The organism is Rhizobium sp. NZLR1 (assembly GCF_017357385.1).
Classification (GTDB): Bacteria; Pseudomonadota; Alphaproteobacteria; order Rhizobiales; family Rhizobiaceae; genus Rhizobium.
This window is the reverse complement of record NZ_CP071632.1, coordinates 1,808,048-1,834,616: the sequence shown is the minus strand read 5'-3', so window position 1 is coordinate 1,834,616 and position 26,569 is coordinate 1,808,048. Positions and strand designations below refer to the sequence as shown.

Here is a 26,569-nt window from a genome sequence, read left to right as displayed (position 1 = left end):
CCAGACGCGTCAGCGCGGCTTGCGCTCCTTGCGAAGCTTGTCCCACCATTCCAGCCGCTTGCGGATTTCGCGCTCGAAACCGCGCTCCGGCGGATCGTAGAAGGTCTGGCGGCCCATCTTCTCCGGGAAATAATCCTGGCCGGAAAAGGCGTCCGGCTCGTCGTGGTCGTAGCGGTAACCGTCGCCGTAACCTTCGCCCTTCATCAGCTTGGTCGGCGCATTGAGGATATGCTTCGGCGGCAGCAGCGAGCCGTTCTGCTTGGCGGCTTGGCTTGCCGCCTTGAAGGCGGTGTAGACGGCATTCGATTTCGGCGCGGTGGCGAGATAGACGCAGGCCTGGGCCAGCGCCAGTTCGCCCTCGGGGGAACCGAGATACTCATAAGCATCCTTGGCGGCGTTGCAGATCACCAGCGCCTGCGGATCGGCAAGACCGATATCCTCCACTGCCATGCGTACCAACCGCCGGCCGAGATAGAGCGGATCCTCGCCGGCATCGAACATGCGGGCGAGATAATAGAGCGCGGCATCCGGGTCGGAGCCGCGCACGGATTTATGCAGCGCCGAGATCAGATTGTAATGGCCGTCCTGCGCCTTGTCATAGACCGGGGCGCGGCGCTGGACGATACGCGTCAGGCCTTCGGTGTCGAAACTCTCGCCCTCACGCGCAGCGCGCCAGACCTCTTCGGCGAGCGTCAGCACCGCGCGGCCGTCGCCGTCGGCCATGCGGATCAGGCTGGCGCGCGCTTCCTCCGTCAACGGCAGCGGCTTCTGCTCGATCGTCTCGGCGCGCTTCAGCAACTCCTCCAGGCTCTTCTCGTCATGCGACTTGAAGGTCAGCACGCGCGCGCGCGACAGCAATGCGGCGTTGAGTTCGAAGGACGGGTTTTCGGTGGTGGCGCCGACGAGGATGACGGTGCCGTCCTCCATGACCGGCAGAAAACTGTCCTGCTGGGCGCGGTTGAAGCGGTGGATCTCGTCGACGAAGAGCAGCGTCTGACGGCCATCCATACGCCGCAGGCGGGCGGTCTCGAACACCTTCTTCAGATCGGCGACGCCGGAAAAGATCGCCGATATCTGCTCGAAAGCCAGCCCCGCCTCGCCCGAAAGCAGCCGTGCCACCGTCGTCTTGCCGGTGCCGGGCGGGCCCCAGAAGATCATCGAGCCGAGCGAACCGCTTTCGATCATTCTTTTCAGCACGCCGTCCTCACCGGTCAGATGTTCCTGACCGGTGACATCAGCAAGCGTCTTCGGCCGCAGCCGGTCGGCAAGCGGCCGCCTGGCGGCCACCTCTTCCGGAACACGCGGCGCGAAGAGATCATTGCTCATCGGAAGAACTGCCGAATGCGCTGACCGTCGCGCTCGATCTCCACCCGCCAGAGGCCTGGGTCGCTATCGGCGATTTCGGACAGTTCGCTGGTCGACTTCACGTCCGCGCCGTTAATCGAGACGATGATATCCTTCGGCTCGAAACCGAGACGGGCGGCAGGCGAATCCTCCTTCACCTCGGATACGACGACTCCTGCCGATTCCGACGGCATGCGCAGTTCGTCGGCGACCCGCGGCGACAGGTTCTCGACGACAGCGCCGCTAAACGGGGTGCGCCCGCCAATGGTGCGCTGGTCGCGCGGCGAGGTTTCCGGAGCGCGGTCGAGCGTCAGCGGCAGCTGCTGCTCGCGGCCGTTCTCGACGACGGTCAGTTTGACCGACTTGCCAAGACCGGCCGTCGTCAGCCGATAAAGGAGCGCATCAGGATGTTCGACGGAAATACCGTCGACAGCGGTGACGATTTGGCCGGCCTTCAGCCCCGCCTTGGCGGCCGGCCCGCCTTCCGAAACCTTGACGACGAGCGCGCCGCGGGCCTTGTTTAGCCCCAGCGCCTCGGCGACTTCCGAGGTCACGGCATCGAAACTCGCGCCGACATAGGGCCGCTCGAACGATTTGACGCCGGCATCTGCCGAGGTGAGGAAGACCTTGACCAGATTGGCGGGGATGGCAAAGCCGATGCCGTTCGAGCCGCCGCCGCGCGAGAAGATCGCCGTGTTGATGCCGATCAGTTCGCCCTTCATGTTCATCAAGGCGCCGCCGGAATTGCCGGGATTAATCGAGGCGTCGGTCTGGATGAAGAAGCCGAACTCGTTCCTGACCACCTGGTTGCGGGCAAGTGCGGAGACGATGCCGCTGGTCACCGTCTGGCCGACGCCGAAGGGGTTGCCGATCGCCAGAACGAGATCGCCGACCTCAACGGCATCGGAATTGCCGATCGGCAAAGTCGGGAAATTTTCTTTGGTATCGATCTTCAGCACGGCAAGATCGACACGATCGTCGCGCAGCACCACCTTGCAGGGAAATTCGCGGCCGTCCGGCAGCGCAACCTTGATGTCGTCGGCGCCTTCGACGACGTGATTGTTGGTCACGACAGTGCCGTTCGCCTCGACGATGACGCCGGAACCGAGCGATGACTGCTTCTCGGAACGGTTCGGCATCTGCTGGCCGAAAAACTGCTCGAAGAAGGGATCGCCGGCAAAGGGCGACTGCCGCCGGACGGTCTTTTCCGCATAGACATTGACGACGGCGCCCGACGTCTGTTTGACGAGCGGCGCGAAGGAGAGCTGCATCTGCATCTGGCTTTCGGGCACGGTCTTTGCCGTCTGCGCATCAGCCGCGGCCGGCAGAACGAGCATGAGAGCGAACAGCGAGACGGAGACGCGCTTGAACAGGCCTTGCATGGGTATCCCTTTTGAATCCTCGTGTGGAACGTTTTAGAGCATGATACCGAAAAGTGTGAGCGGTTTTCGGACGACATCATGCTCTAACTACCTAATTGCGAACAAGATTCAGATTTTAGATCGAACCGGCCTAAAATCTGAATCTTGTTCTGTGGCCCGACGCTAGAAAGGAAAGAGGGCGGAAGCATGGAAGAATAAGGCCATGGGACGTCTTGGAAACCGATTGAAGTCATTGCGAACTTGATTCAGGAATTTCGGCCATGCAACTGATATCAAGAGCCAAAAACTGGGCGAAGTCACTGAAGCGTGACATCGTAGCTCTGTGGCTTGCCGCCCGAGACCCTCGCGTGCCTTGGCATGCCAAAGCGGTGGCCGCCGCCGTTGCCGCATACGCCCTGTCGCCCATCGATCTCATCCCAGATTTCATTCCCGTGCTCGGTTATCTCGACGATCTGCTGATCGTGCCGCTCGGCATCATGTTGGCGACCCGGCTCGTTCCGGCTGACGTGATGACTGCGCTTCGAGAGCAGGCGACAAAGCGCCTCGAGCGCCCCTCCAGTCGTCTCGGACTGATCTTCATCCTTGCCGTCTGGCTCGCCTGCATCATCTTCCTGGCTCTGACATTGCGCAAACTGGTTTGACCGGCGACAACAGGGATATTGGAATGATGACGGCAAGAGCGATGACGATAGTCTTTGGCTTTGCGATTTCGATCTTTGCATCGGATATGGCCCAGGCGGCGAGCTTCGACTGCGATGCGAAAGAATTGAAGCCGGACGAAAAGGCGATCTGCGACAACCGCGCGCTCAACGATGCCGACGTGAAGATGGTGACGACCTTCGAGCTGCTTTCCGGTCTGCTGGCGATGGGCTCACGCGGAACATTGCAGGATGAGCAGACAGCCTGGCTGAAAAAACGACAGGAATGCGCGGCGGATGCCGTCTGTATCAAGGCTGCCTATGACGAGCGGCTGAAGCAACTCGGCGAGACCTATAAAAACATCAACCGGCCGCTTTAAAAGCGACCGGTCGGTGGAGTAGCTGACTCTCAATCAGCGGGGAATAGCTTCGACCAGTTAGCGGGCGTTCAGATCCCGCACGGCGCCGCGATCGGCACTTGTCGCGAAGGCGGCATAGGCCTTCAGCGCCGTCGTGACGTTGCGCTTGCGCACTTCGACCGGATGCCAGCCCTTGGCGTCCTGATCGGCACGGCGGACGGCAAGTTCGGTCTCGCTGACGCGCAGGCTGATCGTCCGGTTCGGGATGTCGATGTCGATCATGTCGCCCTCGCGCACCAAGCCGATCGTGCCGCCATTTGCCGCTTCCGGCGAGGCGTGGCCGATCGACAGTCCGGAGGTGCCGCCGGAGAAGCGGCCGTCGGTGATGAGCGCACAGGCCTTGCCGAGGCCCTTCGACTTCAGATAGCTCGTCGGATAGAGCATTTCCTGCATTCCGGGGCCGCCCTTCGGGCCTTCGTAGCGGATGACGACGACATCACCCGCCTTGACCTCGTTGGCGAGGATTGCCTTGACGGAAGCGTCCTGGCTTTCGAAGACGCGGGCCGGGCCGGAGAATTTCAGGATCGATTCATCGACGCCTGCCGTCTTGACGATGCAGCCGTCAATCGCAAGGTTGCCCTTGAGTACGGCAAGACCACCATCCTTGGAGAAAGGATGTTCGACCGAGCGGATGACGCCGTTCTCGCGATCGGTGTCGAGTTCGTCCCAGCGGGCTTCCTGGCTGAAGGCGACCTGGGTCGGGATGCCGCCGGGTGCGGCGCGATAGAAGTTGCGCACGGTTTCGCTGTTGGTGCGGGTGATATCCCAGCGGTCGATCGCATCACCCAGCGTCTCGGCATGCACGGTCGGGCAATCGCGATTGAGCAGACCGCCCTTGTCGAGTTCGCCGAGGATCGACATGATGCCGCCGGCGCGGTGCACATCTTCCATATGAACATCGCTCTTGGCGGGTGCGACCTTCGACAGGCACGGCACCCGGCGCGACAGCGCGTCGATATCGGCCATGGTGAAATCAATCTCGCCTTCGTGGGCGGCAGCAAGGATGTGCAGCACCGTGTTGGTCGAGCCGCCCATGGCGATATCGAGCGTCATGGCATTCTCAAAAGCCTGCTTGGAAGCGATGGTGCGCGGCAGCGCCTTGATGTCGTCCTGCTCGTAATAGCGGCGGGCGAGATCGACGATCAGATGGCCGGCCTCGACGAAGAGGCGCTTGCGGTCGGCGTGGGTTGCGAGCGTCGAGCCGTTGCCGGGCAGCGACAGGCCGAGCGCTTCCGTCAGGCAGTTCATCGAATTGGCGGTGAACATGCCGGAGCAGGAGCCGCAGGTCGGACAGGCCGAGCGTTCGATGGTCTGGACGTCCTCGTCGCTGATCTTGTCATCGGCTGCGGCGACCATGGCATCGACGAGGTCGAGCGCGTGCGTCTTGCCGTGCAACACGACCTTGCCCGCTTCCATCGGGCCGCCGGAGACGAAGACCGTCGGGATGTTGAGGCGCAGCGACGCCATCAGCATGCCGGGAGTGATCTTGTCGCAGTTGGAGATGCAGACCATGGCGTCGGCGCAATGGGCATTGACCATGTATTCGACGCTGTCGGCGATGAGCTCGCGCGAGGGCAGCGAATAGAGCATGCCGTCATGGCCCATGGCGATGCCGTCGTCGACGGCGATCGTGTTGAATTCCTTGGCGACACCGCCGGCCGCCTCGATTTCGCGGGCAACGAGCTGGCCGAGGTCTTTCAGGTGCACGTGACCGGGCACGAACTGGGTGAAGGAATTCACCACCGCGATGATCGGCTTGCCGAAATCCGAATCCTTCATGCCCGTGGCGCGCCAAAGGCCGCGCGCGCCTGCCATGTTGCGGCCGTGGGTCGTGGTTCTGGAACGGTAGGCTGGCATCGGTGTCTTCCTCGACGTGGCGGAGATCATCAGGCGAAGCGGGACGGCATTGAGCCTGCAGCCGGGCAACGCTGCTTTTTGGAATTGTCCTAATCCAATCGGCGGGGGCTGTCACTACCGGCAAGGCCAAATCCGGTACGCTGCCCGGAGAAGCGCCTTGTACGATCGATCATATACGGTCTGGCGCGACATTGGGTTACAACCTATTCCATCACGACCGAACACAAAAAATTGGCTTCCCGTCAGCAATATTCAAGGCTTAGACACTAAAGCGCATCGCGATCTTTCAGATTCGCTCCCCGCACTTTAGGCCTTTGTTTATACGCATGTCGTTATCGCAAAACCGCTGCACACTTTTGCGCGACGTGCTTTAATCCTGTTATGCCGGCGGTTCGCTTAGGGACTATATTCCGAAGATCCGCCCAGGAGGTTTTCGACATGCCAAGCTATCGCCCACCGAAGATCGCGTCGTCCGAGATCACACCACGCCAGATATACCTGCGCCGTCGTGAATTTCTGGGCGCGGCAGCACTTGGGGCCTTTGGGCTCTACAGCACCGGCAAGGCGAGTGCTGCGGCGCTCTCCGCGGTCGAAAGCAAGTACAAGGTCGACGAGAAGCCGACGCCGATCAAGGACGTCACGACCTACAATAATTTCTATGAGTTCGGCCTCGACAAGGCCGATCCAGCCGCGAATTCCGGCGATTTCAAGCCGCTGCCTTGGACAATCAAGGTCGACGGCATGGTCAACAAACCAGGCACTTTCGACCTCGAGGCGCTGATCAAGGAATTTCCGATCGAGGAGCGCACCTATCGCATGCGCTGCGTCGAGGCGTGGTCGATGGTCATTCCCTGGGACGGCTTTCCGTTGGCATCGCTGCTCGACAAGGTAGAGCCGCTCGGCAGCGCCAAATACGTCGCCTTCGAAACCGTGGTGCGGCCAGACGAGATGCCGGGACAAAAGGGCTTCTTCCAGTCGCTCGACTGGCCCTATGTCGAGGGTCTGCGCCTCGACGAGGCGCGTCATCCGCTGACGTTGCTGGCCGTCGGGCTTTATGGCGAAACGCTGCCGAACCAGAATGGTGCGCCGGTCCGTCTCGTCGTGCCATGGAAATATGGCTTCAAGGGCATCAAGTCGATCGTCAGGATCACGCTTAGCGACCAGCAGCCGAAGAACACCTGGCAGGTCACCAATGCGCAGGAATACGGCTTCTACGCCAACGTCAACCCCGCAGTCGACCACCCGCGCTGGAGCCAGGCGAGCGAGCGGCGCATCGGCGAAAGCGGCTTCTTCGGCGCGAGCCGCCACCCCACCCTGCCCTTCAACGGTTATGCCGACGACGTGGCGAGCCTTTATGCCGGCATGGATCTGAAAGCGAATTTCTGATGGCGGAACTATCGCTTGCCATTCCCAAGCGCTGGCAGCCCGCCTCCGTCTGGCTGCTTTACGCCATCGGGCTTTTGCCGGCGGCCTGGACCTTCTATCTCGGAGCGACCGATCAGCTCGGCGCCGATCCGGTCAAGACCTTCGAGCTTTTCCTCGGCATCTGGACGATCCGTTTCCTGATCGCAACGCTTGCCGTCTCCCCTGCCCGCGAGCTCTTCGGCTGGAACTATCTGCGTTATCGCCGCGCGCTGGGCCTGCTGACCTTCTACTATGCGCTGATGCATTTCACCGTCTACATGGTGCTCGACCAGGCGATGGATATCCATGCCGTCATCAACGACGTGCTGAAGCGTCCCTTCATCATGTTCGGCATGGCCGGCCTTGCGATGCTCATTCCGCTGGCGGTGACATCCAATAATTTCTCGATCCGCCGCCTCGGCAAGAATTGGATCTGGCTGCACCGCCTGGTCATTATCATCGCCGCCTGCGGAGCGCTGCACTTCGCGCTCTCGACCAAGATCCTCGATCTCCAGCAATATATCTATGTCGGGCTGATCATCGCCCTCATCCTCTACCGCTCCTATCGCCCGATCGCGCGCAGCCGGAAGAAAGGCCAGGGGCGAACGCGCAATCGCGCGATGGCGTCGGCTTCGTGAGACGGCAAACTTAAAGGCCGGACCTCATCGCAACCCGCCGGGCGGGATCGAAGGCGCAGGCCGCGGCGATCCCGATTGCATAGGCCAGCATGTTCCAGAGCGAAAATATCCGGCCGAGCAGCAGTGCCCCTGCGGTCGTCAGCCGAAACGCGTCGAGCCAGGGCGTGTGATAGAGCCGGAACAACTCCACTGAGATCGCTATGACCAGCGCTATGACAGCAAGGATGGCCGGCCGTGACCTTGCGACAAAGAGGGCTACGAGCAGATAGACCATCGCTCCCCAGAACGCCGAGCCCCCATATTTGACGACGACGAAGGGCAGATCGACCGCATAGCCGAACCGTCTCAGCGCCAGCCCAAGTGCTATCACCACAAGCAGGGCGGCGAGGCGGAGGAACCGCACTTGAGAGCGAGTCTGAACGATGTCGCGCAATGAGACCTATCCTATATCAGTCAGCCCGTTGGACGGTTGAGGTGGAGATTGCGAATGATCGACGAGCTGCGGTTTGTCTTCGCAGATCGGCGCCCCACTTTCGTCTGCGACCGATGCACAAACAAAAACAGCCGGGCTTTGCGAGCCCGGCTGTTTTGTTTCCGCCGGAGCGGAAGATTTAAGCGGCGACGGCCTGCTCTTCGGCAGCGACGCGGGCCTTGTCGGCTGCGCCCTTGGCGAAGGTGTCGCGATCAACGAATTCGATCACGGCCATGGCGGCATTGTCGCCCTGGCGGAAGCCGGCCTTCATGATGCGCAGGTAGCCGCCGTTGCGGGTGGCGTAACGCGTTGCAATCGTATCGAACAGCTTCGAAACGACGGCGGCATCGCGGATCTGCGAAATCGCCTGACGGCGAGCGTGCAGGTCGCCGCGCTTGCCGAGCGTGACGAGCTTCTCGACGATCGGGCGGATTTCCTTGGCCTTCGGCAGGGTCGTGACGATCTGCTCGTGGGTAATCAGCGAAGCGGCCATGTTGGCGAACATCGCCTTGCGGTGGCTTGCAGTTCTATTCAGCTTGCGGCCGGCTTTACCATGGCGCATTGCTATTCTCCTTTAATGCAGGTGCCCTTACGCTAAGTGGGCCTGCCGTTTCCTGGCACATGCAGGCGATCGGCCTGCTGTTTGACGGGGAAAGGCAGCCGAAAGAGCCTGCCTTCTGTTATGTTCTTGCGATCGGCGTGCGGGCGGAAAACCGCTTCACACTTTTCCTCACGCCGCTCAGTATTGGTCTTCGTAACGCTTGGCGAGATCTTCGATGTTCTCGGGCGGCCATGCCGGCACTTCCATGCCGAGGTGCAGGCCCATGGAAGCGAGAACTTCCTTGATTTCGTTCAGCGACTTGCGACCAAAATTCGGCGTGCGGAGCATTTCTGCTTCGGTCTTCTGAATGAGGTCGCCGATATAGACGATGTTGTCGTTCTTCAGGCAGTTTGCCGAACGGACCGACAATTCGAGTTCGTCCACCTTCTTGAGGAGAGCCGGGTTGAAAGCGAGTTCGGTGACTGCTTCCTCTTCGGTTTCCTTCTGCGGCTCGTCGAAGTTGACAAAGACGCCAAGCTGATCCTGGAGGATGCGCGCCGCAAAAGCGACGGCGTCTTCGCCGGTGATCGAGCCATCGGTTTCGATGGTCATGTTCAGCTTGTCGTAGTCGAGAACCTGTCCTTCGCGGGTATTTTCAACCTTGTAGGACACCTTCTTGACCGGCGAATAGAGGCTGTCGACCGGGATGAGACCGATCGGAGCATCTTCCGCACGATTGCGTTCGGCCGGAACGTAGCCCTTGCCGTTGTTGACGGTGAACTCCATGCGGATTTCGGCACCCTCGTCGAGCGTGCAGATGACATGCTCGGGGTTGAGGATTTCGATATCGCCGACCGTCTGGATGTCGCCAGCCGTGACAACACCCGGACCCTGCTTGCGCACGACCATGCGCTTTGCGTCGTCGCCATCCATCTTGATGGCGATTTCCTTGATGTTGAGCACGATGTCCGTCACGTCTTCGCGGACGCCCGGAATCGAAGAGAATTCATGCAGCACGCCATCGATCTGCACCGCCGTGACGGCAGCGCCGCGCAGCGAGGAGAGCAGAACGCGGCGAAGCGCATTGCCGAGGGTGAGGCCGAAGCCGCGCTCCAGCGGTTCGGCAACAAGCGTCGCCCTGGTGCGCGAGCTCGAGGAGAACTCCACCTTGTTCGGCTTGATCAGTTCCTGCCAGTTCTTCTGAATCATGAGTTTGCCTTCCGTTCGTTGCCACCATCCAATCGTGGCAACCGAGCTTGAAAACCACCGGGAGCGCCAAGGCGCTCACCAGTGACGAGAGCGATGATCAGACGCGGCGCTTCTTGCGCGGACGGCAGCCATTGTGCGGGATCGGGGTCACGTCGCGGATGGACGTGATCATGAAACCAGCAGCCTGGAGCGCGCGCAGAGCCGATTCGCGACCCGAACCCGGACCACAAACTTCGACTTCCAGCGACTTCATGCCGTGCTCCTGAGCCTTCTTGGCGCAGTCTTCGGCAGCCATCTGGGCAGCGAACGGGGTCGACTTGCGCGAGCCCTTGAAGCCCTTGGCGCCAGCCGAAGACCAAGCAATCGCGTTGCCCTGGGCATCGGTGATGGTGATCATCGTGTTGTTGAAGGTCGAGTTGACGTGAGCGACACCCGACGAGATATTCTTGCGTTCACGACGGCGAACGCGGACGGCTTCCTTAGCCATGGTATTCCTTTCGTTGATCTCTTCGCCGCCGTAATGCCAGCGGCTACACCGGAACGGCGCCTATACGGTCCCGCTCCAAACTCAAAAGAGGCCGGCGCAGACCGCCAGCCTCCCTACTCCGGTTTCCCGGAAATTACTTCTTCTTACCAGCGATTGCCTTTGCCGGGCCCTTGCGGGTACGGGCATTGGTGTGCGTGCGCTGACCGCGGACCGGAAGGCCGCGGCGATGACGCAGGCCGCGGTAGCAGCCGAGGTCCATCAGGCGCTTGATGTTCATCGAGGTTTCGCGACGAAGATCGCCTTCGACCTGATAGTCGCGGTCGATGGCTTCGCGGATCTGAAGGACTTCGGCGTCCGTCAGCTGATGCACACGACGTTCAGCCGGGATACCGACCTTCTCGACGATTTCCTGTGCGAATTTCGTACCGATCCCGTGAATGTAGGTCAGCGCAATAACAACGCGCTTCGCAGTCGGGATGTTGACGCCAGCGATACGTGCCACGCCTGTTCTCCTTGCATTCCAGTTGCCATCCGGCAAGTGGGCTTCGTTATGCGGTCTTTAGAACCGCTCGTTCAGATTTACGTCCGCAACATGTCAAAACGACCGCACCCGGACTTCCCTGGGAAATCCGCGCCGATCGCATGGAATGTCGCGAGTTGGCGCGGTGTTTAGCGGAATCACTGCTGAAAAGCAACCGTTCCGCCAAGTTTATTTTCAAAGCCTTAAAGCTTCGAAAGAATGTTTTCGACCTCGGCCGTCACCTGATCGATCTCTGCCATGCCGTCCACGGTCTTGAGTTTGCCTTTGGCATGGTAATAGCCGATCAGCGGCGAGGTTTCCTTGTAGTAGACCTGCAGCCGAGCCGTCATGGTCTCCGGGTTGTCATCAGGACGGCGCTTGAAGTGCGTGGAACCGCACTTGTCGCACACGCCTTCGGCAGCCGGAACCTTATCGGTATCGTGATAGACGCTGCCGCACTGTGCGCAGGAGTAGCGACCGGCGACGCGACGGACCAGCTCGTCATCGTCGACACGGAATTCGATAACGACGGACAGGCCGAGACCCTTTGCCTTCAGCATCGCTTCCGTGGCGTCTGCCTGGACGAGCGTCCTGGGGAAACCGTCGAGAATGAAGCCGTTGGCGCAATCGGGTTGATCGATACGCTCGGAGACGATGGCGATAACGATCTCATCCGAGACAAGTTTGCCGGCGTCCATGACTGCCTTGGCGCGCTTGCCGACATCCGTGCCGGCGTTAACCGCTGCACGCAGCATGTCCCCCGTGGAAAGCTGCGGAATGCCGTGCTTTTCCACGATCCGCTGGGCCTGGGTTCCCTTACCCGCGCCCGGCGGCCCCAAAAGGATAAGTCTCATCGCCCCCTCTTTCCTCCACGCAACTTCGATTTCTTGATCAGGCCTTCGTATTGCTGCGCGATCAGGTGACCCTGGATCTGTGCAACCGTATCAAGAGTTACGCTAACCACGATCAAAAGCGAAGTCCCACCAAGGGATAACGGGATGCCGGTTTGCGACACCAAGATCTCCGGAAGGATGCAGACGAAGACGAGATAGATTGCGCCGATCATCGTGATTCGGGTCAGCACATAGTCGATATATTCGGCCGTACGCTCGCCCGGGCGGATGCCGGGAATGAAGCCGCCATGCTTCTTCAGATTGTCGGCCGTGTCCTTCGGATTGAAGACGATGGCCGTATAGAAGAAGGCGAAGAAGGCGATCAGCGCCGCATAGAGCACCATGTAAAGCGGTCGGCCATGGCCGAGGGCCGCGACGATCGATGTCGCCCAGCCAGGCATCCCCGACGTGCTGGCAAAGCCCGCAACCGTTGCCGGCAGCAGCAGCAGCGACGAGGCGAAGATCGCCGGAATGACGCCCGACGTGTTGAGCTTCAGCGGCAGGTGCGAGGTATCGCCCTGGAACATCCGGTTGCCGACCTGGCGCTTCGGATACTGAATCAAGAGCCGGCGCTGGGCACGCTCGACGAAGACGATGACGCCGATGACGCCGATCGCGACGATGATGACCAGCAGGATGAGGAAGGTCGACAATGCGCCGGTGCGGCCAAGTTCGAGCGTGCTGGCAAGAGCCGTCGGAAGACCGGCGGCGATGCCGGCGAAGATGATCAGCGAGATGCCGTTGCCGATGCCACGCGAGGTGATCTGCTCGCCGAGCCACATCAGGAACATCGTGCCGCCGAGCAGCGTCAGAACGGTGGAAACACGGAAGAACCAGCCCGGATCGACAACGAGGCCCTGGCCGCTCTCAAGGCCGGCGGCGATGCCGTAGGCCTGGAGCGCACCGAGGATGACCGTGCCATAACGGGTATACTGGTTGATGATCTTACGGCCCTGCTCGCCCTCCTTCTTGAGGTTTTCCAGCGCCGGCACGACCGATGTCATGAGCTGCACGATGATCGAAGCAGAGATATAGGGCATGATGCCGAGCGCGAAGATCGCCATGCGCTGAACAGCGCCGCCCGAAAACATGTTGAAGAGGCCGAGAATGCCGCCTGACTGACCGCGGAAAGCCTGGGCATAGGCTTCGGGATTGAGACCCGGAAGCGGAATATGGGTGCCGAGCCTGTAGACGAGGAGAGCTGCCAGTGTGAACCACAAGCGCTTCTTCAAATCCTCGGCTTTGGCAAAGGTCGAAAAATTGAGGTTGGATGCCAATTGTTCCGCTGCAGAAGCCATGCGATTCTCCGCGCTACCAATTCCGGCGTCTCTAGGGGATAGGCCGGCCCCGGAATCAGTATGAAAATTATTCAAAACCGGGTTCAGAACGGATTGCAGCGCAACCCCATGCCTCACCCTTGTTTTAGTCTTACCGGCATGACGCGGGCGCGCCAGCCAAGTTTTTGTGAGGCCCACATATGGGAGCAAAATCGCCCGGTGTGAAGCACCCCGGGCGAGATATCATCAGATTATTATTCGGCTGCAGCCGGAGCCGAAAGCTGCGTCACGGTGCCGCCGGCCTTTTCGATCTTCTCGACGGCAGGCTTGGAGGCGCCTGCAACGACGATGGTGATTTTGGCCTTCAGCTCGCCGTCGGCGAGAACGCGAACGCCGTCCTTAGGGCGGCGGATGACGCCGGCCGCCTTGAGGGCAGCTGCGTCAACGGTCGCCTTGGCATCCAGCTTGCCGGCGTCGATCGCCGCCTGGATCCGGCCGAGCGACACAACAACAAAATCGGAAGCGAAAATGTTGTTGAAGCCGCGCTTCGGCAGGCGACGATAGATCGGCATCTGGCCGCCTTCGAAGCCGTTGATGGCGACGCCCGAACGGGACTTCTGACCCTTCACGCCGCGACCAGCCGTCTTGCCGGAACCCGAACCGATACCGCGGCCGAGGCGCTTGCGGCTGTGGGTCGAGCCTTCGTTGTCTTTAATTTCATTGAGTTTCATGAGCGTTTCCTCCGTCTCACTTCTCGTCGACGACGCGAACGAGATGCTGGACAGCACGGATCATGCCACGAACGGAAGGAGTATCCTCCAGCGTGCGGCGACGGTGCATCTTGTTCAGTCCGAGACCGATCAGCGTGCGCTGCTGGACATCCGGACGGCGAATCGGGCTGCCGATCTGTTCGATCGTGACAGTCTTCGCTTCAGCCTTCTTAGTAGCCTTGGCCATCTGTCAAACTCCTCTTATTCTTCAGAGGCGTTGCCGGAGGCGCTACGACGAGCCTGCAGCGTTGCATACTTGATGCCGCGCTGAGCTGCGATGTCCTTCGGGTGAACCTGGTGCTTCAGAGCGTCGAAGGTGGCGCGAACCATGTTGTAGGGGTTCGACGAACCGGTCGACTTGGCGACGACGTCATGCATGCCGAGCGTTTCGAATACGGCGCGCATCGGACCGCCGGCGATGATGCCGGTACCGACCTTGGCCGAGCGCAGCAGAACCTTGCCGGCGCCGTGGCGGCCATGAACGTCGTGATGCAGCGTACGGCCGTCACGCAGCGGTACGAAGATCAGTTCGCGCTTGGCGGCTTCGGTTGCCTTGCGGATGGCTTCCGGCACTTCACGTGCCTTGCCATGGCCGAAGCCGACGCGGCCCTTCTGGTCGCCGACGACGACGAGTGCTGCAAAACCAAAACGACGGCCGCCCTTGACGACCTTGGCAACGCGGTTGATCGCGACCAGCTTGTCGACGAATTCGCTGTCGCGCTCGTCACGGCTCTGGCGGTCTTCCCGCTGCGGCCTTCTTTCCTGTGCCATTGTCCTCTTCCTTTTTCTTTTCCGGGTGCAATCGGCAAATAAATGTGGACCGCGTCAGCCTCCCCTATCGGAGAGTGCTTGCGGTCCGGCGAAAATCCGGCCGGCGCTATAAGCGTCCGGCCGGAAACTGATCAGAAGGTGAGACCGCCTTCGCGGGCTGCATCGGCGAGAGCCTTGATGCGGCCGTGGAAGATGAAGGCGCCACGGTCGAACACGACTTCCGTAACACCGGCCTTGGAGGCGCGCTCGGCAACGAGCTTGCCGACAACGGCAGCGGCGGCGGTATCGGCACCGGTCTTCAGAGAACCGCGCAGATCCTTTTCGAGGGTGGAGGCAGACGCAAGCGTCTTGCCGGCCACATCATCGATGACCTGGGCGTAGATGTTCTTCGAGGAGCGATGAACCGACAGGCGCGGACGGCCATTGGCCACCGACTTGATATGACGGCGCACGCGGTTGGCACGACGTGCAAGTGCTTCTTTCCTGCTAGCCATTTCGCGTGATCCTTACTTCTTCTTGCCTTCTTTGCGGACGATCCGCTCGTCAGCGTACTTGACGCCCTTGCCCTTGTAGGGCTCAGGACCGCGATATTCGCGGATTTCAGCGGCGACCTGACCGACCTGCTGCTTATTGATGCCAGAGACAACAATTTCAGTCGGCTTCGGAACGACGATCGTGATGCCGACCGGCGGCTCATAGATCACGTCATGGCTGAAACCGAGAGCCAGCTGCAGGTTCTTGCCCTGCAGGGAGGCGCGGTAACCGACGCCGTTGATTTCGAGCTTGCGCTCAAAGCCGTCCGTGACACCCTTGAAGATGCCTTCGATCATCGTGCGGGACATGCCCCACTTTGAACGTGCATCCTTGCTCTGGTTCACCGGCGTCACGACGACCGCGTTGTTTTCGAGCTTGAGGCTGATTTCGTCATTAGCAACGAAAAACAGCTCGCCCTTCGGGCCCTTTGCAGTGACCTTCTGGCCATCGACCGTAGCCGTGATCCCAGCAGGTACCTGAACGGGCTTCTTACCGATACGAGACATGTTTCAATCCTGTCTGTTCGCTATGGAGATCCCTGCCCGATCTTAGAAGACCGAGCAAAGAACCTCGCCGCCAACGTTCTGTTCGCGAGCCTGGTGATCGGCCATCACACCCTTCGGAGTCGAAAGGATGGTGATGCCGAGGCCGTTCGCGACCTGCGGAATGGACTTGACCGAGACATAAACCCGGCGGCCCGGCTTGGACACACGGCCGATCTCACGGATCACCGACGCGCCTTCATAATATTTCAGCTCGATGCTGAGTTCCGACTTGCCATTGCCGAAATCGACAACGGAATAGCCACGGATGTAGCCTTCGGACTGCAAGACATCGAGAACACGTGCACGGAGCCTGGACGCAGGCGTCGAAACCGACGACTTGCGGCGGGAAGCGCCGTTACGGATACGGGTGAGCATATCGCCCAACGGATCAGTCATTGTCATGTAACCTGCTCCTTACCAGCTCGACTTGACGATACCCGGCACCTTGCCGAAATTGCCCAGTTCACGCAGCGCAATACGCGACATGCGCAGTTTGCGGTAATATGCGCGCGGACGCCCCGAAACTTCGCAACGGTTGCGAACACGGGTCTTCGATCCATCACGCGGCAGGGATGCCAGCTTGATCGAGGCCTTGAACCGCTCTTCGATCGGAAGAGCCTGGTTCATGATGATCGCCTTCAACGCAGCCCGCTTAGCGGACTGGTTGGCGACCGTAGTACGGCGGCGCTTGTTCTTTTCAACTGCGCTTGTCTTCGCCATGTCAGGTTCCTTTTCTACGCTCGTCGTTACGGTTATTGACGGAACGGGAAGCTGAACTCTTTCAGAAGAGCCCGTGCTTCGTCGTCGGTCGTCGCCGTCGTGCAAACGATGATGTCCATGCCCCACATCTGATCAACCTTGTCGTAGTTGATCTCAGGGAACACAATGTGCTCCTTGATGCCCATGGCGAAGTTGCCACGGCCGTCAAAGCTTTTCGGGTTCAGGCCGCGGAAGTCGCGAACGCGCGGGAGCGCGATGTTCACGAGACGGTCCATGAACTCGTACATGCGGGCGCCGCGCAGGGTGACCTTGGCGCCGATCGGCATCTGTTCGCGGACCTTGAAGCCAGCGATAGAGTTGCGTGCGCGGGTGATGACCGGCTTCTGGCCGGCGATCGCTGCGAGGTCGGCGGCAGCTACCGTCGGCTTCTTCGAGTCGGCGGTCGCTTCGCCAACACCCATGTTGATCACGATCTTGTCGAGCTTCGGGATCATCATCTCGTTGGCGTAGGAGAACTGCTCCTGCAACGCCTTGCGGATGCGCTCGACATATTCCTTCTTGAGCCGTGGCTCGTATTTTGCCTCAGCCATCGATCACTTCTCCAGAACGCTTGGCCACACGGACCTTCTTGCCGTCAACAACCTTGAAACCGACGCGGGTCGGCTTGCCGTCCTTGTCGATGATTGCAACGTTAGACAGGTGGACCGGGGCTTCCTTGTTGATGATGCCGGCTTCCTGGGTCTGCGTCTGGCGCTGATGGCGCTTGACGACGTTGACGCCACGAACAACGGCACGATCTTCCTTCGGCATGACCTGGACAACTTCGCCGGTGCGGCCCTTGTCCTTGCCAGCGAGCATGACGACCTTGTCGCCCTTACGAATCTTCTGCATCGCTTCGCTCCTTACAGTACTTCGGGAGCCAGCGAGATGATCTTCATGTGGTTCTTGGCGCGAAGTTCGCGCGGAACCGGTCCGAAGATACGGGTGCCGATCGGCTCTTTTTTGTTGTCGATGAGGACTGCTGCGTTGGTGTCGAAGCGGATGACGGAGCCATCCGGACGACGGATGTCCTTGGCGGTACGAACGACAACCGCCTTCATCACGTCACCCTTCTTCACACGGCCGCGCGGGATCGCTTCCTTGATCGAAACGACGATGACGTCGCCGATCGAGGCATACTTGCGCTTCGAGCCGCCCAGCACCTTGATGCACATGACACGACGTGCGCCGGAATTATCCGCGACGTCGAGGTTTGTTTGCATCTGAATCATATCAGGTCGCCTTCTTGGTTTACCGGAATGGTTGGGCTAGCCCCCTACTCCGGCTTATGAAAATTTTCGCCGGCCGAGATGCCTTGACGGCAGCACAGACGCGGCAATAGCTGAATAGCGCGGGATCGATCGTGCCAGGGTGGTTTCCCGAAGGACCTTCCGTGCGCTCAAAGCAAAAGAACGCCCGGCTTTCGAGCGTTCTGACGCTGCTTCATACAGATATTTCGGCGAGACGCAAGGCCTCGCACAAAATTCTGTTACTGGCCCTGGGCGGAAATCACCGTCCAACGCTTGTCCTTGGAGATCGGCGCGCATTCCTCGATGGATACGGTATCGCCAATCTTGTACTGATTGTTCTCGTCGTGGGCCTTGTACTTCTTGGAACGACGAACGGTCTTCTGGAGCAGCGGGTGAGCGAAACGACGCTCGACGCGAACCACTACCGTCTTCTCGTTCTTGTCGCCAACGACGACGCCCTGCAGGATGCGCTTCGGCATATTTTTCTTCCTTTAGGCCTTAACTTCTGCCGCCTTCTGGCGGGCAATGGTTTTCACGCGGGCGATGTCCTTGCGGACTTCGTTGATGCGCGAGGACTTTTCGAGCTGGCCGGTCGCCTTCTGGAAGCGCAGGTTGAACTGCTCCTTCTTCAGCTTGGCAAGCTCGTCCTTGAGTTGGTCGGCGGTAAACCCGCGAACATCTGAGGCTTTCATGAGCTCAATCCCTTACTCTGCAATGCGCTGAACGAAGCGCGTCTTGACCGAGAGCTTGGCGGAGCCGAGGCGAAGAGCCTCACGGGCGATTTCTTCGCTGACACCGTCGATCTCGAACATCATACGGCCGGGCTTGACCTTGCATGCCCAGTATTCAACGGAGCCCTTACCCTTACCCATGCGGACTTCGGTCGGCTTTTTGGTCACCGGAACGTCCGGGAACACGCGGATCCATACACGGCCGGCGCGCTTCATATAACGCGTGATCGCGCGGCGGGCCGCCTCGATCTCGCGCGCGTTGACGCGGTTGGGTTCCTGAGCCTTCAGGCCGAATTCGCCGAATGCCAGGTCAGAACCGCCCTTAGCGACGCCCTTGATGCGGCCCTTGAACTGCTTGCGGTACTTGGTACGCTTTGGCTGCAACATTTTCTTATTCTCCGAACTTCTCTGCCACGCGCGCTATCAAGCGTTGTCGCGGCGACGGTCTCTGTCGCGGTCACGATCACGGCTTGCCGGACCCTGGGCGTCACCTTCCATCGCACGGCGCTCGGAAGCCATCGGATCGTGCTCAAGGATTTCGCCCTTGAAGATCCAGACCTTGATGCCGCAGATGCCGAATGCGGTTTCTGCTTCAGCCGTGCCGTAGTCGATGTCGGCGCGTAGCGTGTGCAGCGGCACACGACCTTCGCGGTACCATTCCGTACGGGCGATTTCAGCGCCGCCGAGACGACCGGCGCAGGTGATCTTGATGCCTTCGGCCCCAAGACGCATCGCGGACTGAACGGCGCGCTTCATGGCGCGACGGAAAGCCACGCGGCGCTCGAGCTGCTGGGCGATCGACTGAGCGACCAGCGTCGCATCGACTTCGGGCTTGCGCACTTCGACGATGTTGAGGTGCGTTTCCGAATTCGTCATCTCCGACAGCTTCTTGCGGAGCTTGTCGATGTCTGCGCCCTTGCGGCCGATGATCAGGCCCGGACGTGCCGAGTGGATCGTGACGCGGCACTTCTTGTGTGGACGCTCGATGACCACCTTGGAAATCCCGGCCTGCTTCAGTTCGCTCATGACGAACTTGCGCATCTTCAGGTCTTCGTGCAGCAACTGGCCGTACTCGGCATTGTCCGCAAACCAGCGGCTATCCCAGGTACGGTTGATGCCAAGACGGAAACCGATTGGATTGATTTTCTGACCCATTATGCGGCCTCCTCTACTGCCTGCACTTCACGAACGACGATCGTCAGGTGCGCGAAAGGCTTTTCGATGCGCGACGCGCGACCGCGGCCACGAGCGTGGAAACGCTTCATGACGATCGACTTGCCGACATAGGCCTCGGCGACGACAAGCGAGTCGACGTCGAGATCGTGGTTGTTCTCGGCATTGGCGATCGCAGATTCGAGCGTCTTCTTGACGGCACCTGCGATGCGCTTGCGGGAGAACTCCAGCTCAGCGAGTGCGCGCTCGACCTTCTTGCCGCGGATAGCCGCAGCAACCAGGTTGAGCTTCTGGGGGCTGACGCGGAGCGTGCGGGCGACTGCTTGCGCCTCGTTGTCCTTCAGCCGGCGTTCGGCTTTTGCCTTGCCCATTGTTACTTCCTCTTCGCCTTCTTGTCCGCGCCGTGACCGTAATAGGTGCGGGTCGGAGAGAATTCACCGAACTTGTGGCCGACCATGTCTTCATTGACACTGACCGGGATATGCTTGCTGCCGTTGTAGACGCCGAAGGTAAGACCGACGAACTGCGGCAGGATCGTGGAGCGACGGCTCCAGATCTTGATCACTTCTGCACGTCCGCCTTCACGAACCTTCTCAGCCTTCTTGAGAAGATAGCCGTCAACGAACGGACCTTTCCATACTGAACGAGCCATTGGAGACTTCCTCTCTTACTTCTTACGCTGATGACGCGAGCGCATGATCATCTTGTCGGTCGACTTGTTCGACCGGGTGCGCTTGCCCTTGGTCGGCTTGCCCCACGGAGTAACCGGGTGACGGCCACCAGAGGTGCGACCTTCACCACCGCCGTGCGGGTGGTCGACCGGGTTCATGACAACACCGCGGTTGTGCGGACGCTTGCCGCGCCAAACGGTACGACCGGCCTTGCCGTCGTTGATGTTGGCGTGGTCAGGGTTGGAGACGGCGCCGATCGAAGCAAGGCAGGAGCCATGAACGAGACGCTGTTCACCGGAGTTCAGGCGAAGGATCGCCATGCCCTGGTCACGGCCGACGAGCTGTGCGTAACCACCGGCGGAGCGAGCGATCTGACCACCCTTGCCCGGCTTCATTTCCACATTGTGGATGATGGAGCCGACCGGGATGAACTGCAGCGGCATGGTGTTACCGGGCTTGACGTCGACAGCCTTCTCGGAAGCGATGACCTTGTCGCCGGGAGCGAGGCGCTGAGGAGCGAGGATATAAGCCTTCTCGCCATCAGCATAGTTCACCAGCGCGATGAAAGCGGTGCGGTTCGGATCGTATTCGATACGCTCGACCGTGCCTTCGACCTCAAACTTGCGACGCTTGAAGTCGATCAGACGATACGTGCGCTTGTGACCGCCGCCGATGAAGCGGGCGGTGATGCGACCGAGGTTGTTACGACCGCCGCTCTTGGTCAGGCCTTCCGTCAGCGCCTTGACCGGCTTGCCCTTGTAGAGGGCCGAACGGTCGACGATGACCAGCTGGCGCTGGCTCGGGGTGATCGGATTGAATGTTTTCAATGCCATTTTCTTATACCTCAGAGACCGGTGGAGACGTCGATCGTCTGGCCTTCAGCCAGGGTCACAACAGCCTTCTTCACGTCCTTCTGCTTGCCGACGAAACCGCGGAACCGCTTGGTCTTGCCCTTGCGCAGCAGAGTGTTGACGGCCGTAACCTTGACGCCAAACAGCGCCTCGACAGCAGCCTTGATTTCCGGCTTCGTCGCCTGCTTGGCGACATTGAAAACAACCTGGTTGTTTTCGGATACCAGCGTGGACTTTTCGGTGATCGCCGGAGAGACGATCACATCGTAGTGGCGAAGATCGGTCACTTGAATCGCTCCTCTAGCGCTTCAACCGCAGCCTTGGAAAGCACGAGCTTGCCGCGGCGCAGGATGTCATAAACGTTGATGCCCTGGATCGGAAGAACATCGATGTTCGGGATGTTCTGAGCTGCGAGCTTGAAGTTGCCATCAAGTTCTGCGCCACCGATGAAGAGGGCGTTGGTCAGGCCGAGCGTCTCGAATACAGACGCGAGAGCCTTGGTCTTGGCTTCGGTGGCAACCAGGTTGTCGATGACGATGACGTCATCGGCCTTGATCTTGGCCGAAAGAGCGAGACGCAGGCCGAGTGCACGAACCTTCTTCGGAAGGTCATGCTCATGGCTGCGGACGACTGGGCCGTGAGCCTTGCCGCCGCCGCGGAACTGCGGAGCGCGAGCCGAATGGTGGCGGGCGCGGCCCGTACCCTTCTGCTTGTACATCTTGGCGCCGGTGCGCGAAATTTCAGCGCGGCCCTTTGCCTTGTGCGTGCCCTGCTGCTTCTTGGCAAGCTGCCAGCGGATGACGCGGGCGATAATGTCTTCGCGAGGCTCGAGGCCGAAAATCGCGTCCGAAAGGGAAACCTTCCCGGCGTCTTTTCCCTCGAGGGTTTTGACGTTAAATTCCATTGATCTGGCTCCCTTACTTCGCGGCCGACTTGACGGCGTCGCGCACGATGATCCAAGCACCCTTGGAACCAGGAACAGCACCCTTGATCAGGATCAGACCACGATCTTCGTCGGTCGAAACCACTTCCAGGTTCTGCGTCGTGACGCGCGTCTGGCCCATGTGACCAGCCATCTTCTTGTTCTTGAAAACCTTGCCCGGATCCTGGCGCGAGCCGGTCGAACCGTGCGAACGGTGCGAAACCGACACACCGTGCGTGGCGCGGAGACCGCCGAAACCATGGCGCTTCATGGCGCCGGCAAAACCCTTACCGATCGTCGTGCCCGTCACGTCGACGAGTTGACCGGCTGCAAAGTGACCCGCCTTGATCTCAGTGCCGATCTCAAGCAGTTGGTCTTCCGACACACGGAATTCTGTGACCTTGGCCTTCGGCTCGACGTTGGCAATGGCAAAATTGCCGCGCATCGCCTTCGACGTGTTCTTCACCTTCGCCTGGCCGGCACCGAGCTGAACTGCGGTATAGCCATTCTTTTCGACAGTACGCGTAGCGACGACCTGGACGGCCTCCATGCGCAGTACCGTTACCGGGACATGCTCGCCGGCGTCGTTATAGACGCGGGTCATTCCCACCTTCTGTGCAATCACACCTGAACGCATCGGTTCAATCCTTCTCACTCAGCCCGAAGACCCGAGGTCTCAGAGCTTGATCTCAACATCGACACCGGCGGCGAGATCGAGCTTCATCAGCGCGTCTACCGTCTGCGGGGTCGGATCAACGATATCGAGAAGGCGCTTGTGCGTGCGCATCTCGAACTGTTCGCGGCTCTTCTTGTCGATGTGCGGGGACCGGTTGACCGTGAACTTCTCGATGCGGGTCGGAAGCGGAACGGGGCCCCGGACGCTTGCACCGGTGCGCTTAGCCGTCGATACGATCTCGCGCGTGGAGGCATCGAGAATCCGGTGATCGAACGCCTTCAGGCGGATGCGGATATTCTGGCCGTTCATTCGACTTTATCCTTGTGTCTGTTATCCGCGTGTCACCATTGAGGGACACGACTTACCTTCAGTTACGTTAGCGGGCCACCGGTTTCAAAGATCGAGAGGGACACCGAGGTCGGCGTCCCTATCCTTTCCTTGGGCCTGGTGGCCCAGCCGCTAGTTACTCGACGATAGAAGCAACGATACCGGCGCCGACGGTGCGGCCACCTTCGCGGATCGCGAAGCGCAGCTTTTCTTCCATCGCGATCGGAACGATCAGCTCGACCGATACCGTGACGTTGTCGCCCGGCATGACCATCTCCGTGCCTTCCGGCAGCGATACGATGCCCGTCACGTCGGTCGTGCGGAAGTAGAACTGCGGACGATAGTTGGTGAAGAACGGCGTATGACGGCCACCCTCTTCCTTCGTCAGGATGTAGGCTTCAGCCATGAACTTCTTGTGCGGCTTGACAGAGCCCGGCTTGCACAGAATCTGGCCACGCTCAACGCCGTCACGGGTGACGCCGCGGATCAGCGCGCCGATGTTGTCGCCAGCCTGGCCCTGGTCGAGCAGCTTGCGGAACATTTCAACGCCGGTCACCGTCGTCTTCGTCGTCGGGCGGATGCCGACGATCTCGACTTCTTCGCCAACCTTGACGATGCCACGCTCGACGCGGCCGGTCACAACCGTACCGCGGCCCGAGATCGAGAACACGTCTTCGATCGGCAGCAGGAACGGCAGGTTGATCGGACGCTCAGGCGTCGGGATGTAGGCGTCGACAGCGGCCATCAGTTCGCGGATCGAATCCTCGCCGATCTTCTTGTCCGAATCTTCAAGGGCGGCCAGCGCCGAACCCTTGACGATCGGGATGTCATCGCCCGGGAAGTCGTAGGACGACAGCAGTTCGCGAACTTCGAGCTCGACCAGTTCGAGAAGCTCGGCGTCGTCAACCTGGTCGACCTTGTTCAGGAACACCACGATGGCCGGAACGCCGACCTGACGGGCCAGCAGGATGTGTTCGCGCGTCTGCGGCATCGGGCCGTCAGCGGCCGAGCACACCAGGATCGCGCCGTCCATCTGGGCAGCACCGGTGATCATGTTCTTGACGTAGTCGGCGTGGCCGGGGCAGTCGACGTGTGCATAGTGGCGGGCCGGCGTCTCATACTCGACGTGTGCCGTCGAAATGGTGATGCCGCGGGCCTTTTCTTCCGGAGCAGCGTCGATCTGGTCGTACGCCTTGTACTCGCCGAAGTACTTCGTGATCGCTGCCGTCAGAGACGTCTTGCCGTGGTCAACGTGGCCAATCGTGCCAATGTTGACGTGCGGCTTGTTGCGCTCAAACTTACTCTTTCCCATTTTCGGGTCTCCATTTTGCTAGTCCCCGAAGGGATCTAATTCTTGTTATCGGTCAATTGGTATTCCGGTCACTTCTGACCGGAATACTTTGCCTGGATTTCTGTTGCGACGTTCGACGGGACCGGCGAGTAGTGATCGAAGGTCATCGTGTACTGAGCGCGGCCCTGGGACATGGAGCGCAGGTTGTCGACGTACTTGAACATGTTCGCGAGCGGAACGTTCGCGTTGATGACGACGGCGATACCACGGCTTTCCTGGCCCTGGATCTGACCGCGACGGGAGTTCAGGTCGCCGATGACGTCGCCGACATAATCTTCCGGGGTCACGACTTCGACCTTCATCATCGGCTCGAGCAGCTGAGCGCCGGCCTTCTTGGCTGCTTCACGGAAGCAGGCACGCGATGCGATTTCGAAGGCGAGAACCGAAGAGTCGACGTCGTGGAAGGCGCCATCGATGAGGGTTGCCTTGACGCCGAGCATCGGGAAGCCAGCGAGCGGACCCGAAGACAGAACACTTTCGATGCCCTTCTGGACGCCCGGGATGTATTCCTTCGGAACGGAGCCGCCGACGATCTTCGATTCGAACTTGAATTCCTCACCGTCCGGGTTCGGTTCGAAGACGATTTTGACGCGGGCGAACTGGCCGGTACCACCGGACTGCTTCTTGTGCGTGTAGTCTTCTTCGTGCGTTCTGGTGATGGTTTCGCGGTAGGCAACCTGCGGCGCGCCGACGGTTGCTTCGACCTTGAATTCACGACGCATGCGGTCGACGATGATGTCGAGATGCAGTTCGCCCATGCCGGCGATGATGGTCTGGCCGGATTCCTGGTCGGTCTTGACGCGGAAGGACGGATCCTCAGCAGCCAGGCGGTTGAGCGCGAGGCCCATCTTTTCCTGGTCGCCCTTGGTCTTCGGCTCGATGGCGATCTGGATGACCGGCTCGGGGAATTCCATGCGCTCAAGGATAACCGGCTTCAGCGGATCACAGAGCGTGTCGCCCGTCGTGGTTTCCTTGAGGCCGGCGAGAGCAACGATGTCACCTGCGAAGGCTTCTTCGATGTCTTCACGCGAGTTGGAGTGCATTTGCAACATGCGGCCGACGCGCTCGCGCTTGTCCTTGACCGTGTTGATGACCGACGTGCCCTTTTCGAGCTTGCCGGAGTAGATGCGGGCGAAAGTCAGCGAACCGACGAAGGGGTCGTTCATGATCTTGAAGGCGAGCATGGAAAGCGGCTCGCTGTCATCGGCGTGACGTTCGATTTCAGCTTCAGTCTTGAAGTCGATGCCCTTGATCGCCGGGATGTCCATCGGCGACGGCAGGTAGTCGACGACGGCGTCGAGCAGCGGCTGCACACCCTTGTTCTTGAAGGCGGTGCCGCAGAACATCGGGTGGAACTTGACGTCGATCGTGCCGCGGCGAACGAGTTCGCGGATCTTCTCGTTGTCGGGCAGAATGCCCTCGAGATAGGCTTCCGTCGCGGCTTCGTCGATATCGACGACCGTCTCGATCAGCTTTTCGCGATACTCTTCAGCCTTGGCCTTCATGTCGTCGGGGATCTCGACGACATCCCACTGGGCGCCGAGCGACTCGTCGCGCCAGATGAGAGCGTTCATCTCGATCAGATCGATGACGCCCTTGAATTCGGTTTCCGCACCGATCGGCAACTGCATGACGACAGCCGTTGCGCCGAGACGGGTCTTGATCATCTCGACGGAGCGATAGAAGTCCGCGCCGGTCTTGTCCATCTTGTTGCAGAAGATCATCCGCGGGACGTTGTACTTCTCGGCCTGGCGCCAGACGGTTTCCGTCTGCGGCTCAACACCGGCATTGGCGTCGAGCAGCGCGATGGCGCCGTCGAGAACGCGCAGCGAACGCTCGACTTCGATGGTGAAGTCGACGTGGCCGGGGGTGTCGATGATGTTGAAGCGACGCGTCTTGCCGTCACGGCCCTTCCAGTAGGTCGTGGTGGCAGCGGAGGTGATCGTGATGCCACGCTCCTGCTCCTGCTCCATCCAGTCCATGGTGGCTGCGCCGTCGTGGACTTCGCCGATCTTGTGCGACTTGCCGGTGTAATAAAGGATACGCTCGGTGGTCGTGGTCTTGCCGGCGTCGATATGCGCCATGATACCGAAATTGCGGTAGTCTTCGATTTTATATTCGCGAGCCATTATGGACTGCCTTTCGATACCGTTCGGA

General features: G+C 60.2%; 37 protein-coding genes. 4 read left to right on the top strand and 33 right to left on the bottom strand.

Going from position 1 to position 26,569, the window contains the following annotated elements; translation table 11 throughout:
* Positions 1-9 precede the first annotated feature (9 nt).
* Positions 10-1,326, bottom strand: a complete 1,317-nt coding sequence (locus J3O30_RS09190) for a replication-associated recombination protein A (RefSeq protein ID WP_207583855.1) — start codon at positions 1,324-1,326, stop codon at positions 10-12.
* Positions 1,323-2,726, bottom strand: a complete 1,404-nt coding sequence (locus tag J3O30_RS09185; RefSeq protein ID WP_207583854.1) for a DegQ family serine endoprotease — start codon at positions 2,724-2,726, stop codon at positions 1,323-1,325. Before J3O30_RS09185 ends, J3O30_RS09190 begins: the two co-directional genes overlap by 4 nt.
* 260 nt (positions 2,727-2,986) lie before the next feature.
* Between J3O30_RS09185 and J3O30_RS09180 the strand changes: the two genes are divergently transcribed.
* Positions 2,987-3,367: a YkvA family protein gene (locus J3O30_RS09180; RefSeq protein ID WP_207583853.1), complete on the top strand. Its 381-nt coding sequence runs from the start codon at positions 2,987-2,989 to the stop codon at positions 3,365-3,367.
* A gap of 23 nt (positions 3,368-3,390) precedes the next feature.
* Positions 3,391-3,744 carry a hypothetical protein gene (locus J3O30_RS09175; RefSeq protein ID WP_207583852.1) on the top strand — a complete coding sequence of 118 codons (354 nt, stop codon included), beginning with the start codon at positions 3,391-3,393 and terminating at the stop codon, positions 3,742-3,744.
* A gap of 57 nt (positions 3,745-3,801) precedes the next feature.
* On the opposite strand, the gene ilvD is transcribed toward J3O30_RS09175, so the two are convergent.
* Positions 3,802-5,640 carry a dihydroxy-acid dehydratase gene (ilvD, locus tag J3O30_RS09170; protein ID WP_207583851.1) on the bottom strand — a complete coding sequence of 613 codons (1,839 nt, stop codon included), beginning with the start codon at positions 5,638-5,640 and terminating at the stop codon, positions 3,802-3,804.
* Between the two features lie 438 nt (positions 5,641-6,078).
* Here ilvD and msrP point away from each other — a divergent pair, with 438 nt between their 5' ends.
* Entirely contained in the window at positions 6,079-7,026 is a 948-nt protein-coding gene (gene msrP, locus J3O30_RS09165) for a protein-methionine-sulfoxide reductase catalytic subunit MsrP (RefSeq protein ID WP_207583850.1), read from the top strand.
* Positions 7,026-7,682, top strand: a complete 657-nt coding sequence (msrQ, locus tag J3O30_RS09160) for a protein-methionine-sulfoxide reductase heme-binding subunit MsrQ (RefSeq protein WP_207583849.1) — start codon at positions 7,026-7,028, stop codon at positions 7,680-7,682. Before msrP ends, msrQ begins: the two co-directional genes overlap by 1 nt.
* A 10-nt stretch (positions 7,683-7,692) precedes the next feature.
* Here the strand turns inward: msrQ and J3O30_RS09155 are convergent, their stop codons facing one another.
* The 30 genes from J3O30_RS09155 to fusA all read right to left on the bottom strand — a co-directional run bounded on the left by J3O30_RS09155 (position 7,693) and on the right by fusA (position 26,541).
* Entirely contained in the window at positions 7,693-8,115 is a 423-nt protein-coding gene (locus J3O30_RS09155; protein WP_207583848.1) for a DUF2809 domain-containing protein, read from the bottom strand.
* 178 nt (positions 8,116-8,293) lie between these two features.
* Positions 8,294-8,716, bottom strand: coding sequence for a 50S ribosomal protein L17 (rplQ, locus tag J3O30_RS09150; RefSeq protein ID WP_007626063.1), 423 nt, complete (start codon positions 8,714-8,716; stop codon positions 8,294-8,296).
* 177 nt (positions 8,717-8,893) lie between these two features.
* Positions 8,894-9,904 (bottom strand): DNA-directed RNA polymerase subunit alpha, encoded by a 1,011-nt coding sequence (locus J3O30_RS09145; RefSeq protein WP_003547579.1) that lies wholly within the window; start codon positions 9,902-9,904, stop codon positions 8,894-8,896.
* Between the two features lie 97 nt (positions 9,905-10,001).
* Positions 10,002-10,391 carry a 30S ribosomal protein S11 gene (rpsK, locus tag J3O30_RS09140; RefSeq protein ID WP_007626065.1) on the bottom strand — a complete coding sequence of 130 codons (390 nt, stop codon included), beginning with the start codon at positions 10,389-10,391 and terminating at the stop codon, positions 10,002-10,004.
* A 133-nt stretch (positions 10,392-10,524) separates the two neighbouring features.
* On the bottom strand, positions 10,525-10,893 hold the full coding sequence (rpsM, locus tag J3O30_RS09135; RefSeq protein ID WP_007626066.1) for a 30S ribosomal protein S13: 369 nt from the start codon (positions 10,891-10,893) through the stop codon (positions 10,525-10,527).
* Between the two features lie 221 nt (positions 10,894-11,114).
* The gene (locus J3O30_RS09130) at positions 11,115-11,765 is read right to left on the bottom strand and encodes an adenylate kinase (protein ID WP_207583847.1); all 651 of its coding nucleotides are present in this window, start codon (positions 11,763-11,765) and stop codon (positions 11,115-11,117) included.
* Positions 11,762-13,102 (bottom strand): preprotein translocase subunit SecY, encoded by a 1,341-nt coding sequence (gene secY / locus J3O30_RS09125; RefSeq protein WP_207583846.1) that lies wholly within the window; start codon positions 13,100-13,102, stop codon positions 11,762-11,764. The genes J3O30_RS09130 and secY overlap by 4 nt, the downstream gene beginning before the upstream one ends.
* Positions 13,103-13,335: 233 nt before the next feature.
* Complete coding sequence (rplO, locus tag J3O30_RS09120) at positions 13,336-13,812, bottom strand: 50S ribosomal protein L15 (RefSeq protein WP_007626070.1); 477 nt, start codon at positions 13,810-13,812, stop codon at positions 13,336-13,338.
* A 16-nt stretch (positions 13,813-13,828) separates the two neighbouring features.
* Positions 13,829-14,038 carry a 50S ribosomal protein L30 gene (gene rpmD / locus J3O30_RS09115; protein ID WP_003547566.1) on the bottom strand — a complete coding sequence of 70 codons (210 nt, stop codon included), beginning with the start codon at positions 14,036-14,038 and terminating at the stop codon, positions 13,829-13,831.
* A 14-nt stretch (positions 14,039-14,052) separates the two neighbouring features.
* Positions 14,053-14,622: a 30S ribosomal protein S5 gene (gene rpsE / locus J3O30_RS09110; protein ID WP_007626073.1), complete on the bottom strand. Its 570-nt coding sequence runs from the start codon at positions 14,620-14,622 to the stop codon at positions 14,053-14,055.
* Between the two features lie 131 nt (positions 14,623-14,753).
* Positions 14,754-15,116 (bottom strand): 50S ribosomal protein L18, encoded by a 363-nt coding sequence (rplR, locus tag J3O30_RS09105; protein ID WP_007626075.1) that lies wholly within the window; start codon positions 15,114-15,116, stop codon positions 14,754-14,756.
* 12 nt (positions 15,117-15,128) lie between these two features.
* A complete protein-coding gene (gene rplF / locus J3O30_RS09100) occupies positions 15,129-15,662 on the bottom strand; it encodes a 50S ribosomal protein L6 (protein ID WP_007626076.1) in 534 nt (177 codons plus the stop codon).
* A 42-nt stretch (positions 15,663-15,704) separates the two neighbouring features.
* On the bottom strand, positions 15,705-16,103 hold the full coding sequence (rpsH, locus tag J3O30_RS09095) for a 30S ribosomal protein S8 (RefSeq protein ID WP_007626077.1): 399 nt from the start codon (positions 16,101-16,103) through the stop codon (positions 15,705-15,707).
* Positions 16,104-16,115: 12 nt separating this feature from the next.
* Positions 16,116-16,421 carry a 30S ribosomal protein S14 gene (gene rpsN / locus J3O30_RS09090; protein WP_007626078.1) on the bottom strand — a complete coding sequence of 102 codons (306 nt, stop codon included), beginning with the start codon at positions 16,419-16,421 and terminating at the stop codon, positions 16,116-16,118.
* A 32-nt stretch (positions 16,422-16,453) separates the two neighbouring features.
* Complete coding sequence (rplE, locus tag J3O30_RS09085; RefSeq protein WP_003547560.1) at positions 16,454-17,011, bottom strand: 50S ribosomal protein L5; 558 nt, start codon at positions 17,009-17,011, stop codon at positions 16,454-16,456.
* A complete protein-coding gene (rplX, locus tag J3O30_RS09080) occupies positions 17,004-17,312 on the bottom strand; it encodes a 50S ribosomal protein L24 (protein WP_003547559.1) in 309 nt (102 codons plus the stop codon). The genes rplE and rplX overlap by 8 nt, the downstream gene beginning before the upstream one ends.
* A gap of 11 nt (positions 17,313-17,323) precedes the next feature.
* The gene (rplN, locus tag J3O30_RS09075; protein ID WP_003573790.1) at positions 17,324-17,692 is read right to left on the bottom strand and encodes a 50S ribosomal protein L14; all 369 of its coding nucleotides are present in this window, start codon (positions 17,690-17,692) and stop codon (positions 17,324-17,326) included.
* Between the two features lie 257 nt (positions 17,693-17,949).
* Positions 17,950-18,189: a 30S ribosomal protein S17 gene (rpsQ, locus tag J3O30_RS09070; protein WP_003573791.1), complete on the bottom strand. Its 240-nt coding sequence runs from the start codon at positions 18,187-18,189 to the stop codon at positions 17,950-17,952.
* 12 nt (positions 18,190-18,201) lie between these two features.
* Positions 18,202-18,402 carry a 50S ribosomal protein L29 gene (rpmC, locus tag J3O30_RS09065; RefSeq protein ID WP_003547556.1) on the bottom strand — a complete coding sequence of 67 codons (201 nt, stop codon included), beginning with the start codon at positions 18,400-18,402 and terminating at the stop codon, positions 18,202-18,204.
* A gap of 12 nt (positions 18,403-18,414) precedes the next feature.
* Positions 18,415-18,828, bottom strand: coding sequence for a 50S ribosomal protein L16 (rplP, locus tag J3O30_RS09060; RefSeq protein ID WP_003547555.1), 414 nt, complete (start codon positions 18,826-18,828; stop codon positions 18,415-18,417).
* A 36-nt stretch (positions 18,829-18,864) separates the two neighbouring features.
* Positions 18,865-19,596, bottom strand: a complete 732-nt coding sequence (rpsC, locus tag J3O30_RS09055) for a 30S ribosomal protein S3 (RefSeq protein WP_003547554.1) — start codon at positions 19,594-19,596, stop codon at positions 18,865-18,867.
* Entirely contained in the window at positions 19,596-19,985 is a 390-nt protein-coding gene (rplV, locus tag J3O30_RS09050; RefSeq protein WP_007626081.1) for a 50S ribosomal protein L22, read from the bottom strand. Before rplV ends, rpsC begins: the two co-directional genes overlap by 1 nt.
* Positions 19,986-19,987: 2 nt before the next feature.
* Positions 19,988-20,266 (bottom strand): 30S ribosomal protein S19, encoded by a 279-nt coding sequence (rpsS, locus tag J3O30_RS09045; protein WP_003573797.1) that lies wholly within the window; start codon positions 20,264-20,266, stop codon positions 19,988-19,990.
* A 15-nt stretch (positions 20,267-20,281) separates the two neighbouring features.
* Positions 20,282-21,118, bottom strand: coding sequence for a 50S ribosomal protein L2 (gene rplB, locus J3O30_RS09040; protein ID WP_007626082.1), 837 nt, complete (start codon positions 21,116-21,118; stop codon positions 20,282-20,284).
* A gap of 11 nt (positions 21,119-21,129) precedes the next feature.
* The gene (locus J3O30_RS09035; protein ID WP_003547550.1) at positions 21,130-21,423 is read right to left on the bottom strand and encodes a 50S ribosomal protein L23; all 294 of its coding nucleotides are present in this window, start codon (positions 21,421-21,423) and stop codon (positions 21,130-21,132) included.
* The gene (gene rplD, locus J3O30_RS09030) at positions 21,420-22,040 is read right to left on the bottom strand and encodes a 50S ribosomal protein L4 (RefSeq protein ID WP_207583845.1); all 621 of its coding nucleotides are present in this window, start codon (positions 22,038-22,040) and stop codon (positions 21,420-21,422) included. Before rplD ends, J3O30_RS09035 begins: the two co-directional genes overlap by 4 nt.
* 13 nt (positions 22,041-22,053) lie before the next feature.
* Positions 22,054-22,695, bottom strand: coding sequence for a 50S ribosomal protein L3 (rplC, locus tag J3O30_RS09025; RefSeq protein ID WP_007626085.1), 642 nt, complete (start codon positions 22,693-22,695; stop codon positions 22,054-22,056).
* Positions 22,696-22,734: 39 nt separating this feature from the next.
* Complete coding sequence (rpsJ, locus tag J3O30_RS09020; protein ID WP_003547547.1) at positions 22,735-23,043, bottom strand: 30S ribosomal protein S10; 309 nt, start codon at positions 23,041-23,043, stop codon at positions 22,735-22,737.
* A gap of 154 nt (positions 23,044-23,197) precedes the next feature.
* Positions 23,198-24,373, bottom strand: coding sequence for an elongation factor Tu (tuf, locus tag J3O30_RS09015; protein ID WP_207583839.1), 1,176 nt, complete (start codon positions 24,371-24,373; stop codon positions 23,198-23,200).
* Between the two features lie 68 nt (positions 24,374-24,441).
* Positions 24,442-26,541, bottom strand: a complete 2,100-nt coding sequence (gene fusA / locus J3O30_RS09010) for an elongation factor G (RefSeq protein WP_207583844.1) — start codon at positions 26,539-26,541, stop codon at positions 24,442-24,444.
* Positions 26,542-26,569: the final 28 nt, after the last annotated feature.